This window comes from Gammaproteobacteria bacterium, assembly GCA_029884425.1.
In the GTDB taxonomy this organism is placed as follows: domain Bacteria; phylum Pseudomonadota; class Gammaproteobacteria; order S012-40; family S012-40; genus JAOUHV01.
In genome coordinates, this window is sequence record JAOUHV010000025.1 from 12440 (window position 1) to 26648 (window position 14209).

Genomic DNA, 14209 nt, shown 5'->3' on the forward strand with positions numbered 1-14209 from the left:
ATGAGTCCGTTGCCCCGTCTTGCCATCACTGCCGGCGAACCCGCTGGCATTGGCCCGGATCTGTGTCTGATGCTGGCCAGCGAAGCTTTTGACGCCGAACTGATCATCCTGGCCGACATCGACACCCTGCGCCAGCGTGCCCAACAACTGGGCCTGAGCGTCACGCTCATTCCCTGGCAATACGGCCTGAATCAGCCGCATCAGCCAGGCACGCTGCAAGTGCTGTCATTACCGCAAACCGAACCCAGCATTTGCGGTCAGCTCAACCCGGCCAATGCTGCGGCGTTTCTCGCCAGCCTGGATCGAGCGGTGGATGGCTGCCTGAACGGTGAATTTGACGCGATGGTGACCGGGCCGGCGCAAAAGAGCGTGGTGAACGATGCTGGCATCGCCTTTTCCGGCCACACCGAATATCTGGCGGAGCGCTGCAAGGCTCCACTGCCAGTGATGATGCTGGCCACCGAAGGGCTGCGTGTCGCCCTAGTCACCACCCATTTACCCTTGCGCGCCGTTGCCGATGCCATCACCCCGGACTTGTTGCGACAGATCATTCGCATTTTGCTGCGCGATCTGCGCAGTCAGTTCGCCATCCCGCACCCAAAAGTGCTGGTATGCGGTCTGAATCCTCATGCAGGTGAAGACGGTCATCTGGGTACGGAAGAGCGCGACTTCATCACCGCCGTGATCAACGAATTTCAGGCCCTGGGTGAAAACCTCATCGGCCCCTTGCCGGCAGACACTTTGTTCACGCCGAAAAATCTGCAAGGTGCCGACGCCGTCCTGGCCATGTACCACGACCAGGGCTTGCCGGTGCTAAAATACGTCGGCTTTGGCAACGCCATCAACGTTACACTGGGATTGCCCATCATCCGCACCTCGGTGGATCATGGCACCGCCCTGCCGCTGGCAGGCACCGGTCAGGCACAACCTGGCAGCCTGCGGCTCGCCATCCACACCGCCATCGACATGGTAAAACGACGCTCATGAAAGAACACAAAGCCCGCAAACGTTTCGGCCAGAATTTCCTGCACGATCCCAACGTCATCAATCGCATCGTCGCCTGTATCAATCCGAAAAAGGGCGACCGCATGGTGGAAATCGGCCCCGGCCAGGGGGCGATGACCACGCCACTGCTAGCAGCTCTGGGCGAAATCGACGTGGTGGAACTGGACCGCGATTTGATTCCGATTCTGCATCAACTGCTGGATGATAAAGGCACGCTGCGCATCCATAGTGCCGATGCCCTGAAATTTGATTTTGCCAGTCTGCGCCAAAGCGGTGAAAAGCTGCGCGTGGTTGGCAACCTGCCCTACAACATTTCCACGCCACTGATATTTCATCTGCTGGAACAGGCCGAAATCATCCAGGACATGCATTTCATGCTGCAAAAAGAAGTGGTCGATCGCCTCGCGGCCGCGCCCGACAGCAAAGCCTATGGTCGCTTGAGTGTGATGGTGCAGTATTACTGCGCGGTGGATAAATTATTCAACGTGGGCCCAGGCGCGTTCAAACCTGCGCCCAAAGTCGACTCCGCCATCGTCCGACTGGTGCCGCACGCCAAACCGCCGGTTGAAGTCAAAGACATGCAGCTGTTCGCCGAGGTCGTCAATCGTGCATTTGGTCAGCGGCGCAAAACCTTGCGCCAGGCCATCAAAGGTCTGGTCAGCGCCGAACAAATGGAAAGTATTGGCATTGATTCCAACCGCCGCGGCGAAACCCTCAGCCTGGAGGATTTCGCCGCGCTGGCGAATCTGGTCAGCGGCTAGGCGCTATTCCTTGATGGCTTCCACCTGAAACCACAGGCGCATGTCATCGCCGATACCTGGCAGGCCGTATTTGCTGCCAAAATCGGAACGCTTGATTTGCGTCTGCGCTTCAAAGCCGCAAGTATCTTTTTTGTTGATGGGATTAGTGCCACAACGAATTCGCGTCACTTTCAAATCCACCGGCTTGGTCACGCCCAACATGGTCAGGGTTCCCTTCACGTCGGCGCTGTTATCGTCGTTAATGCGCAGACTGGTTGATTCATACTTGATGTCCGGAAACTCCATGACATTGAGAAAATCCGGCGAACGCAAATGATCATCGCGTTTGCTGTTTCCGGTATCAATTGACACTGCGGAAATTTTTACCGAAACAAAGCCGTTGTTATTTTTTCGGTCGATCATCAGCCGACCATGAGTTTGATTAAAACGACCGTACAAAGTTGAAAAGTTAAGGTGATCGATCGCAAAGTGCGGATAGCTGTGGTCAGGATCAAGATTATAGTACTCCGCCGCAGCCTGCGCGCCCACAGGCACAGTCAGCGCGGCCACCAACGCCAAAATCTTTCTCATCCCATCCTCCTTATATGTTGTATTTTTCAGGATGGTTAACACGTTACACCGATTGATAGGATGATTCAATATCCTTGCACAAAGCTAAACCATCTCTGGTTGCTCCGCTGATCGACGTAACACTTGGCGCTCAAACTCACTCGCTGACAGCGGCTCGCTATAAAGATACCCTTGCACCTCATCACAACCATATTGCAGCAAAAACTGGCGCTGCGCCTCTTGCTCAACCCCTTCGGCAATCACGCGCAATCGCATGTTTTGCGCCAGCACAATCACTGCGCGCGCAATCGCCTCATCATCCTGACTAGTGGTGATATCACGAATAAACGACTGATCAATTTTCAATTTGTCCACCGGCAAATAACGAAGCTGCCTGAGCGACGAATACCCGGTTCCAAAATCATCAATGGAAATTTGCACACCCAAGGTTTTAAGCTGATTCAGGGTCTCAATTGCTCGCTCAGGGCGTTTCAATATAACGCTTTCAGTGATTTCCAATTCCAGACTGGCACCCGACAAACCGGATTCCGCCAGCGCAGCTTGAACTTCAAGTCCAATATCACCTTGCGTAAACTGCCAGCCCGAAACATTCACTGCAACTACCGGCAAACAAAAACCCGCGTCTTGCCAGCGGCGCATTTGCCTGCAAGCCTCCCGCAACACCCAGTAACCTATACGTGAAATCAAACCACAATCTTCGGCAAGTGAAATAAAGTCTGCCGGAAGTACCTGACCTCGCAACGGATGATTCCAGCGGATCAGTGCCTCAGCACCCACCAGATGATTGTCATGCATGCGATATTGTGGCTGAAAATAGAGCTCGAACTGATTGTCATCCAGCGCCTTGCGCAACTCACTCTCCATAATCAACCGCTCGTACACCACGTCGGTAAGATCAGAAGAATATAAATGACAACTATTGCGCCCAAACTCCTTGGCCCGATACATTGCCGTATCTGCATTGCGAATCAAGGTTTCCGGGGTATCACCATCGTTGGGAAAAACACTGATACCTATACTTGGGGTTACAAAAAGAACGTTTTGTTCAATGTGGAAACTGCTGGAAAATGCTTCAAGTATTTTTTTAGACAGCGTCAGCAAATCATCTATCGCTCGACAATTCTCGATCACCAACACAAATTCATCTCCACCCAGGCGGGCAACGGTATCTTCGCCGCGTACAGAATAAAACAGCCGTTCGGCCACTTTTTCCAACAATCTATCACCTACACTATGCCCCAAACTGTCATTGATATTTTTAAATCTGTCCAGGTCCAGAAACATCACTCCCACCATCGACTGTGTCCGCTTAGCCGACTTAATCGCCTGCGCCAAACGATCGTTCAGCAACAGTCGATTTGGCAGGCGCGTCAGCGAATCATGATAGGCAAGAAAATCTACGCGCTCCTGAGACTGTTTCAGTTTGGTGATGTCCGCAATTACCACCACATAATTAGTGATCTCGTCATGACCATTGCCCGCAGCACTAACCGTACACCAAGTTGGCAGCAGCTGCTTTTGCTTGGTTACCAGCCATAACTCGCCTTGCCAGGGATTATTCGTCGAGATATCCCGCCAAATATGACAATAAAACTCCTCATCATGACGTTGACTACACAACATACTGATGGACCTCCCCAGCAGCTCTGCTTCGGTAAAACCGGTCATTGCAGAAAATGCTTTATTGAGCGTCAGAATATTTTTTCCAGCATCAACCATGGCAACGCCTTCAGCGGTTGCATCAACAACCGCAGCGGCCTGACGCAGCTTTTGTTCCGCAATTGCCCGATCGCTGACGTCACGGGCCACGGCAATAATTCGGGATTCATCACGAACATTCATGCAAGTCATCCTGACCTCGACCGGAAAGCGGATGCCATCCTTACGCTGATGTTCGGTTAACAAGTCAACATATTCTTTTTGGCCACTAATCAACACATCGAATACATCCCAAATTTTTTGTTCGGAATAGTCCGGCTTGATATCCTGCGGCCCCATATTGAGAATTTCTTCATAGCTGTAACACAGCATTTTCATCGCACTGAAGTTGCAATCAACAAACTTCATGGACTCTGGATCAATCATAAAAATATTATCTTCGGTGGCATCCAGAGCCAAGCGAAACAAAGATCGCTCATTCTCCATTTGTTTCTGTTTGGAGATATCCTCAACACTCGACCAAATAAAACTTTGACCATCACGCCTCAACAACAAGCCCTGCAACCGGACCGCCACCTGCCGACCGGTCTTATGAACATACTTTTTTTCCACTGGCCCATACCGCCCCTTCTCCGCCAGCTTACTAAACATATCCCATTCTTGATCTTCATATTCACGCGGGGTAAGTTTCCAATAGTCAAGCCGCACCAACTCGGCCAGGGTGTAGCCTGTGATTTTTACATAGGCTTCATTGGCATCAACAACTTTCCCTGCCATATCGCACAACACCAAACCAATGGGAGAATGCTCAAACAACATGCGATTATAGCGTTCACTTTGTCGCAATAATTTTTCGGCTTTTTTTCGCTGACTGATATCCCGTATTCCATGAATCATGCCACCATAATTTGATTGCTCCGAAATGGGAGAAAGGGAATACGTATAAAATTCTTCGCCTCCATGCCATGGCAACTCCAGACCATCTGTCGCCATGGTTTTAGCAATTTTTTTACATATAGGGCATTGCTGCTCGGCCACATCCACCCGATGAAATAAGGTATGGCATTTTTTGCCCACAACATCCGTAGTGCCCGCCAATCTCGCCGCCATTTCCAGCGCCTTTCTATTGGCCTGGCGAATAATACCTTCGCGATCCACAACCAATGTAACTTCAGGAATGGCATCATAGGTACTGGCGACCCTGGACATGGCCAAAAATGGCGACTGTAAGACGGTGCGAATGAACGCTACAAAAATTAGCCAATAGGAAAAAAACTTGAATATATGTCCACCGACATTAACGTAATCATAGACATCCGCATAAAATGTGAATGCCACCTCGGCACATACCGTCAACAAAATAGAGGCTTGTAATAGGGAAAAGATTTTGTTTTCGACTTTCGCTTTGTTTACCCACAGCGACATTGATGCTGCCAGCAGAATAGCAATAATCAGGTATTCCGCGTAAATCTTGCTTGATGTCAAGCCCTCACCCTCCACAAACCACAAGGGAAACTGGCCTTGCTCTTTCATCACAACCATCAATAAAAAATACATCCCTCCCAATAAAAAAACTGCCCGCCGATTCAAATTTCTGGTCAGGAAAAGTGGAGAAAACAGCAACACCATCGCTTCTAATAAACGGGCACTGAGCCAGTATTGAATCCCGACATTGGCCCCGCCATCAGCAAACACACCCATACCCTTGTAATTTAGCGTGTGCATTAAATCCAGCATCGCCACCCAAATGTAGCCCGCGCTCAAAAACATCAGATAATTGTTTTTTGTGAATGGGTACATTTGCCATGCAACCACACTCAGGGTGACGGCTACAGCAATTGCAAATAATTCAGCCAGCGTGTGAAATAAAAGAAAATTGACCTCGCTTGCCACCCATAACCCAACAGCTATTACCAATGGCAGCAACCAAATCCAGCGATCGGACCGCAAAACATCATCTGCAGACTTTGCGATAAAGGCGGGTGATAACAATCGATTGTGCATAACCAACAATGTCACCTTTGATAGCAGTACCGTGGCCAACAACGGTCGATTTAAACGTTAAAACACCTATAACGTAAACCTCAATTAAATCGCGCTTTTTCACGCTTTGGCAGAACATCACTGCTTTTTCACATACGGAGCCACTTAGTTTCAATGCAAATGACGATCATTCAAACACTTCAAGTATAGATTCATAACGCTGCCTCAGACCTTATTGATTCCTCATAAATTCCACGCAATAAAAAAGGCTGCCATCGGCAGCCTTTTTAACATCCATCACAACGCAACTAATCAGTTAATCGTCCCGCGCGATAGTCACGCAATGCCTGTTCAATTTCCTCGGCCGTATTCATCACAAACGGACCATACTGCACAATTGGCTCGTTCAGCGGTTTGCCTGCCAAAACGATTGCTCGACTATGCTGTTCACCTTGCATTTCCAGCACGCCCTGACGAGACAATACTGCAAGCTGACCCGCACGAATATTCTGACCCGCAATCTGCACACTGCCTTCATATACATACACCAACGAGGTATGGCCTTCGGCAATCTGTAGAGTAACCTGCGCCTGCGGGGCGAAATGGACATCGACATACAGTGGGTCCGTGGACAACCCAAGCACAGCACCACGCAAGCGCTCATCGCCTACATCCTGCTCGCCAGCGATCAGTTTGAACGTGGTGCCATTCACCGTTCGCGTTGGAATATTCGCCGCTGAAATATCCCGATAACTGGGATCTTTCATTTTTTCTGCCGCCGGCAAGTTCACCCACAACTGAAAACCACTCATTCGGCCTTCTTCCTGCTGCGGCATTTCGGAATGAATGATCCCCCGCGCCGCCGTCATCCACTGCACATCGCCATTTTGCAGCAAGCCGCGATTGCCCAGATGGTCCTCGTGCAACATGCGACCTTCCAGCATGTAAGTCACCGTCTCAAAGCCGCGATGCGGATGCGAAGGAAAACCGGCGATATAATCCGTCGCTTCCTCCGAACCAAAATGATCGAGCATCAAAAACGGATCGTACTTCTGCGGATTGTGTCCGCCAAAAATACGATTCAAACGCACCCCGGCACCGTCAGAGGTCGGACGACCGGTTTCTATGTTTAGCACTTTTCTGTTCATCGGCAATTCCCCGATAGTTCAAAATGACCTGCAACAGCTGATAATCAGCGATTATCGCACTCGCCGCAACAAATGCAGCGCCGCCAACAAAAACACCACCGTTGGCGTCATTGCCGCGATAACGGGATTAATTTCAAACACCAAACCTACATAGCCAAATACCTGCGACAACAGGTAAAAACCGATACCGACCATGGTGCCTATCAGAATTCGGTGTCCTGCGGTCATGGTTCGCGTCGAACCAAAAATAAACGGAATCGCCAGCAGCACCATCACCAGGGTTGATAGCGGCGAAACAATTTTGCTCCACATCGCTTGCTGATATTTGCGTGATTCCAAACCATTGGCTTGCAGGTAATCTACGTAATGATACAGGTCCACAATGGACATTGCTGACGGCTCGACCACCACCACATCCAGCATTGCCGGACTGAGCATGGTATCCAGATCGACCTGTTTCTCCCGCTGAATCTGCACGCCTTGCTCAGACAAGCGATATTGCTGATAGTTGTGCAATCGCCACTGATTTTGGCCAATCTGGAAAAAGGCATCATCGGCCTGCGTCACCGTCGACAACTGATTGCTTTGATCAATCTCGTAGATATTCAGCTTGCGCACATGGCCGCCTGCAAGCATTTCTCCGATATTGATCACCCGGCTTCCATCGCGTACCCATAAACCTGTTTTGGTCTGCAGTGACACTTTCTGGCTTTGCGCCAGCGACCGCAGCGTTTCGCCATATTGTTGCGCCATCGGCGCCAGCCATTCACCAATGGCGAACACCAGCAGCATCAGCAGTACTGCCAGTCGCAACAAACCCCGAACAAGTTTGGCCAATGAATAGCCCGACGCACGCATCGCTGTCAGTTCGGAATTTCCCGCCAGCGTACCCAAACCCATCATGGTGCCAATCAACGTTGCCGACGGAAATAAATCGTAGGCCATGCCCGGCATCATCGACACGCTGTACACCAATGCCTCATAGGCACCATACGTTCCCTTGCCGGTATCGCCCAATTCATCGGCGAACGCAAAAAACGTAAACAGCGCCAGCAGTACGCCCATCACCGTCAGCGTGGCAAAAACAATGTGCGACGCAACATAGCGATCAAGAATGCTCATGCCCGTCTCAGCCTCAGCGTTTCCGTCACCCAGCGGATACCTAATTGCTGCACCAGCAAAAGCCCCACAGCCAGCAGCATCAAACCATGCACCCACCACATGCCAACCGCTGGCGACACCACACCCTCTTTCACCCAGGCATTGGCCATGGTCAGCAGGTAGAAATAAACGATGTACATCATCAGCGCCACGAACAGCTTGGCGAATCTGCCCTGGCGAGGATTAGTGCGACTCATCACCACCGCCAGCAAGGTGAGCAATACGCACGAGATCGGCATGGACATCCGCCATTGCCACTCAGCCATATCTGCCGCATTGGCCGTCGCGAATAATTGTGCGCTTGTCCAGGCCTTGCGTGGCCGACCTTCTGCCTGCACATCCTGCGGAGAAACACGAATCCCGCTGCGTTGATATTGATGCAGACGAAATCCGCTGCCGCCGGGCAAGGCTTCATAACGGGAACCGTCTTCCAGCACGATGTAGTGCGAGCCATCATCATCGCTACGCTGTACGCCGCGCTGGGCAACGAAAACATTTTGACTGCGATTTTCACCGCGTAGAAAAACGAACACATTTTCCATGTGCGACTTGTCCTCGGACATTGCCTCCACATAGAACACGCCATCGCCACCGCGAATTTCATGAAACCTGCCCGGCGCCAAAAAACTGAATTCAGATTTGACCTTGGCCAGGTCACGCAAATCATATTGTCGTTTTTCTGACCACGGCGCGCCCCACAGCGACAAACCACCCACCAGCAGCGCCAGCCCGACCGAGATGCTCAGCGTGATGCGCATGATGCGCGGAATACCTATGCCGCACGCTTCCATCGCAGTAATTTCGCAATCTTTGTACAACCGTCCCATGGCCACCAGCACCGCAATAAACAGTGCAAATGGAATAATCATGGGCAAATAGCTCAGGGTGAACAGCAGCAGCAATTTCAGAATCATCTCGGTCGGCAAAGTACCAGCCGCCGCATCGGACATGTAGCGGACGAAATGTTTGCTCATGAAAATCAGCAGCAATACGCTGAGGACGCCGGAGAGCGACAAGCTGATTTCTCGCAAAAAATATCGTTGAATAATCACTCGGTGTATCGCTGTAATGGCTGCTCAAAGACCGACGGAGGTGCAGGTGCAAAGCCGGGGGCTTTCATTTAAACTAGGATTCTAACATAGCCCAGGCTCCTGCTAGGCACTCCATCATAGCCGCTTTTTGTACTTTTGCTGAGGAACCCCATGGAATTTGCTGTTAAACAAGCAAGCATCACCAATACAAAATCGCACTGTTTGATCGTGGCCATCGGCGACAGTGGAAAACTGCCTGCCAATACCGCTGCACTGGATGACGCCTGCGGCAAAATTATCAGCAAAGTCATTTCCCAGGGCGACATCAAAGGTAAAAGTGGCGAAACTCTGTGGCTGCACCAACCCGAAGGCGTCAGCTGCCCGCGCATTCTGCTGGTCGGCACCGGCAAAGACAGCGAGCGCAACGACGCCGCGTTCAACAAACTGATGAACAAAATATGCGCAGCCCTCAAAACCAGTGGCGCCAGCCAGGCACACTGCTTCATCGAAGACTTTCTGCCGCAAAATCGCGATGTGAACTGGAGCGTCCGCCAGGCCACACTGCTGGCCAGCAACAGCCAATACCGTTTTGACCAACTCAAAAGCAAGAAAAACGACGACAAACCCAATCTCAGCAAAATCATCTGGGCACTGAGCGATGCCGACAGCGTCAAATCTGCCGAAGCCGCCGTCAGCCAGGGTGCAGCTATTGCCAAAGGTATTACCCTGACCCGTGATCTGGGCAACTTGCCGGGCAACATCTGCACTCCGACTTACCTGGAAACCCAGGCCGAATCCATGGCCAGCAACTATGCCAAAATCTCCACCAAGGTTCTGCAGGAAAATGACATGGCGCAGTTGGGCATGGGCTCGCTGCTGTCAGTATCCCGTGGCAGTCGCCAGCCGGCCAAGCTGATCATCATGCACTACAACGGCGGTGCCAAAGACGACAAACCCATCGTCCTGGTCGGCAAAGGTCTGACCTTTGACTCCGGCGGCATTTCCATCAAGCCCGGCCCGCAGATGGATGAAATGAAATACGACATGTGCGGCGGTGCCAGCGTGTTCGGCACGTTGACGGCCATCGCCGAAATGGCCCTGCCGATCAACGTGATCGGTGTCGTACCCGCCTCGGAAAACATGCCCGACGGCGATGCCAACAAACCTGGCGACATCGTCACCAGCCTGTCCGGTCAAACCATTGAAATCCTCAACACCGACGCCGAAGGTCGCCTGATCCTGTGCGATGCGCTCACCTACGTCGAGCGCTTTGACCCGGCAGTAGTCATCGATATCGCCACCCTCACCGGCGCTTGCGTTATCGCGCTGGGCAAGCATGCCAGCGGTCTGTTCAGCAATGATGAGGCGCTAAGCACCGAGATTCAGCAAGCCGGCCATGAAACCTTCGACCGAGTCTGGCCTATGCCATTGTGGGACGATTACCAGGATCAACTGGACAGCAACTTCGCCGACATGGCCAATGTCGGTGGTCGTGAAGCGGGAAGCGTCACCGCCGCCTGCTTCCTGGCCCGCTACACCAAGAAATTCAAATGGGCCCACCTGGACATCGCCGGCACAGCCTGGGTCGGTGGCGGCGAAAAAGGCGCAACCGGTCGACCTGTCGCCTTGTTGACACAATTTGTGCTCAATCGTTGCGCAAAGTAGGGCATAATTATTGCCTGATTAGATATTCCGGAAACAGGAATAACCATTGATGGCGCGTATCGATTTCTACATTCTGGCAGGCTCGTCCCCGCAAAACCGGGAACGCTTCGCCTGTCGCCTTGCAGAAAAAGCCTATAAGAGCGGTGTGCCGACCTTTCTGCGCACCGAGAACGCCCATCAAAGTCAGCGCCTGGACGATTTATTGTGGACATTTCGTCCGGGCAGCTTTGTGCCGCACGGTCTTGCGCCGCAGGCCACCCCGACACCCGTCCACATCGGCGAACAGGCAGAAAACGACCCACGCGCCGACACCCTGGTCATTAATCTTTGCCAAACACCGTTCAGCCCATCACCAACCACCGCGCGCATAGCCGAACTGGTTGACGATGATCCGCAGCAACGGCAACTGGCCAGAGACCGTTTTCGCGCCTATCGCGCCCAAGGGCACGAAGTCAACACTCACGAAGTACGAGCAGACAGGTAAGCATCATGAGCAACTCCAACTTTGAACCCCAGCGCAACAAAAAGTCAGACGACCTAGACAGCATTCTGGGTGATCTGTCCGGTTTGAGCGAGCTCATTGATGACGATAGAAGCCCCACCGTAGGCAGCGTAAACCCGCAGGCCATTCCAGATGGCGCACTGCTAGGCGACCTGTCTCTACTGGAAGAAAGTCACGATGAACCACTCACCGGTGGTGGCCAACCCATGACGGATGACGTTAACGTCACCAACTGGGGCCTGGATGACATGGATGAGCTTCGTGCCGTTGCCGGCCCGCAGGCCCTGGACGACGATGACAATATCCCGATGTTGACCGACACCGTCGATTTCGATCTGCCGACCCAATTTGCCGCCGCCCCCGCCAACACCGTTCCCTTGCTGGACGAGCGAGTCTCGGCATTTGCCAGCCAGCCGGCGATAGACAAGGATCAATTTCTGTTGTCTGAACTGGAAAACATTGCCTCCCAGCTCAGCACTCCCTTGGTGGACAACGATCTCGACGAGCCAATCAAAACTGACATCACTCCCACACCCGCATCAATGCCAATCACCGAACCGGCGATGAGCATCGACAGCAATGAAGAGTTGCTGCTCAACGCCATGCTGGATCTGCCGATGTCCGTCGCCAGCACCGAGCCGCTGCAGGAAGTGGCCGCCCCAGCCCTGGCTGCAGAAATCAGCACCAGCGAATTCAATGCCGAAGAATATCAGCAACTGATGGATGCCATAGACACTGAGCTCAGTGGCAACACAACCCCAGCCACTCCGCCGGTTGACAGTGTTGAGACTCAGCCAACAGAACAAGCCGCACAGACCACTGCGGCAGCCGCTGCCGCAGTCCAGGCAAGTGCATTCACCAACGAATTACACACCCAGCTGGCGCGGCAAATCGACGCGCTATTGGTAACCGCCATCAATACGCTCAGCGACCGATTGAACCAGCACATGGCTGAGCGCATGGAAAAATTGTTACTGGATGCCGTCGACGATGCGATGCCGACGCTGATGGAGCAGTTATCTCAGGGCTTGCGTACCGAAGTACAAACGCAGGTTAAGTCGCAACTGCCCAGTATCGTCAATGACATGTTGGGTAACCTCAACGCCAAGTAACTGCAGTTGTCCCCGGCGCAACGGACTAGTCCGTTGCCTGGGGCAATAACAGCGTCACAGTTGTCCCCATCCCCGGCGTTGAGCGCAGCACTACGTGGCCGTTAGCACCATGCAAAATGCCATGCACCACCGCCAACCCCATCCCGGAGCCTTCGGTTGAAATTTTGGTAGTGAAAAAAGGCTCAAACACCCGCTGCGCCACCTCTGGCTCCATCCCTCGCCCTGTATCGGCGACATGTACACAAACGTACTCACCACTCAGCTCTGCCGAACACGAACTGCATCGCTGCTGCGAAAAAGTGGACAATTCCAGCGACAACTTAATTTCACCACTCATCTGACCAATGGCATCACGTGAGTTAATCACCACATTGACCAATGCCTGCTGGAACTGCACCACATCGATTTTCACCCGCAGCGGCAAACCATCGGGCTGCCAACGCAAGACTATACTGCTGGGAATACTCGCCCGCAGCAATCCTGCCACAGCCTCCAGCACATTTTGCAAAACCACGGTCTGTAGATTGCCGCCGCGATTGCGGCTATAGGCCAGTAACTGCCTCACCAGCGTCTGAGCTCGGCGTCCTCCCTCAATCACTTCGCGCAGATAATCAGACAATTCGCCACTCGGGTCCAACTTGCCGTACTTGCGTTGAGCCAACTGACTGAATCCATTAATTCCTGCCAGAATATTATTGAAATCGTGCGCAATACCGGCAGTCAACTGCCCCACCGATTCCAGTTTTTTCGCCTGTAACAACTGAGATTGCAACTCATGCTGATCTCGCAGGGCCCGACGACGCACCTGCAGACTATGTAAGATCAACCAGCCCATCATCAGAATCAGAAAGACCTCAACCACCACCAGCACAAATCGCCAAAAATGGTAGCGATTAATTTGCTGCTGCTCTTGATGGACAAAAACATCTTCCTCCCACTCCAACTCCCCCAACCCCCGACGTATTTCCATCAGCATGGTGTGAATAAATTGGGTTTGAATTCGCTCTATGCTCAATGCCCGTGAACCACGCTTGACGGAGTCCAACACCTCATCCATCTCAACAAAGGCCGCCTTGATCTGGACTTCCAACACATTTAACAGTGATACATCTGGATGATGCGAATGACTATGCTGCTGTAACAAGAGAATCACGCCCTGATACTGCCGGCGTGCCAGCTCATATCGATGCAAATAATCCTCGTTACCGGTCAGCACATAGCCCACCATCCCGGACTCGCCATCCAGAATAGAGGTATACAAACTGGTAATTTGCCGCTGAAACTCGATCGCCTTCTGCAAACGATAGCTCACCTGACTGTCCTGCCAGCCCAGCCAGCTATTCAAGCCGACCAGAGCCAGTAGCAGCACGCCAGCAAGATAAAACAACCGCTGCACCAGTCGATCTTCTCGGCTATCCATCGTTCTTGCCTGCTTGCTCTTCGTTCAACACAACCGGCCACCTATTTTTTGTCCACGAACACCTCTGTCACATAAAACTGCTTACGGCAATTTGTTGTTCGGCAGCGACGCCGAATTCCGCATGGCAGTTCAAAGCAAATTCCTCCCTATCAAGTCTTGATACCCAAGTTTTTTTTGCTGTTTACGCGGATT

General features: G+C 52.2%; 11 protein-coding genes. 5 read left to right on the forward strand and 6 right to left on the reverse strand.

The features are described from left to right. Positions 1–987, forward strand: a complete 987-nt coding sequence (gene pdxA / locus OEW58_08245; protein ID MDH5301335.1) for a 4-hydroxythreonine-4-phosphate dehydrogenase PdxA — start codon at positions 1–3, stop codon at positions 985–987. Beyond that, positions 984–1766 (forward strand): 16S rRNA (adenine(1518)-N(6)/adenine(1519)-N(6))-dimethyltransferase RsmA, encoded by a 783-nt coding sequence (rsmA, locus tag OEW58_08250; protein ID MDH5301336.1) that lies wholly within the window; start codon positions 984–986, stop codon positions 1764–1766. The genes pdxA and rsmA overlap by 4 nt, the downstream gene beginning before the upstream one ends. Positions 1767–1769: 3 nt before the next feature. On the opposite strand, the gene OEW58_08255 is transcribed toward rsmA, so the two are convergent. The 5 genes from OEW58_08255 to lptF all read right to left on the reverse strand — a co-directional run bounded on the left by OEW58_08255 (position 1770) and on the right by lptF (position 9339). Then, positions 1770–2336, reverse strand: coding sequence for a YceI family protein (locus OEW58_08255; GenBank protein MDH5301337.1), 567 nt, complete (start codon positions 2334–2336; stop codon positions 1770–1772). A gap of 84 nt (positions 2337–2420) precedes the next feature. After that, on the reverse strand, positions 2421–5999 hold the full coding sequence (locus OEW58_08260) for an EAL domain-containing protein (GenBank protein ID MDH5301338.1): 3579 nt from the start codon (positions 5997–5999) through the stop codon (positions 2421–2423). Positions 6000–6286: 287 nt separating this feature from the next. Next, complete coding sequence (locus OEW58_08265; protein ID MDH5301339.1) at positions 6287–7132, reverse strand: pirin family protein; 846 nt, start codon at positions 7130–7132, stop codon at positions 6287–6289. Positions 7133–7177: 45 nt separating this feature from the next. Further along, the gene (lptG, locus tag OEW58_08270; GenBank protein ID MDH5301340.1) at positions 7178–8248 is read right to left on the reverse strand and encodes an LPS export ABC transporter permease LptG; all 1071 of its coding nucleotides are present in this window, start codon (positions 8246–8248) and stop codon (positions 7178–7180) included. Further along, on the reverse strand, positions 8245–9339 hold the full coding sequence (gene lptF, locus OEW58_08275; protein ID MDH5301341.1) for an LPS export ABC transporter permease LptF: 1095 nt from the start codon (positions 9337–9339) through the stop codon (positions 8245–8247). Before lptF ends, lptG begins: the two co-directional genes overlap by 4 nt. Positions 9340–9489: 150 nt before the next feature. On the opposite strand from lptF, the gene OEW58_08280 reads away from it, so the two are divergent. Genes OEW58_08280 through OEW58_08290 form a run of 3 tightly spaced genes read left to right on the forward strand, consistent with a single transcriptional unit; the run spans position 9490 to position 12597 of the window. Continuing rightward, positions 9490–10983, forward strand: coding sequence for a leucyl aminopeptidase (locus OEW58_08280; GenBank protein MDH5301342.1), 1494 nt, complete (start codon positions 9490–9492; stop codon positions 10981–10983). Positions 10984–11032: 49 nt separating this feature from the next. Beyond that, a complete protein-coding gene (locus OEW58_08285; GenBank protein ID MDH5301343.1) occupies positions 11033–11467 on the forward strand; it encodes a DNA polymerase III subunit chi in 435 nt (144 codons plus the stop codon). Positions 11468–11472: 5 nt separating this feature from the next. Beyond that, positions 11473–12597: a hypothetical protein gene (locus OEW58_08290; GenBank protein MDH5301344.1), complete on the forward strand. Its 1125-nt coding sequence runs from the start codon at positions 11473–11475 to the stop codon at positions 12595–12597. Positions 12598–12622: 25 nt separating this feature from the next. On the opposite strand, the gene OEW58_08295 is transcribed toward OEW58_08290, so the two are convergent. Further along, positions 12623–14017, reverse strand: a complete 1395-nt coding sequence (locus OEW58_08295; GenBank protein MDH5301345.1) for an ATP-binding protein — start codon at positions 14015–14017, stop codon at positions 12623–12625. Between the last annotated feature and the right edge of the window lie 192 nt (positions 14018–14209).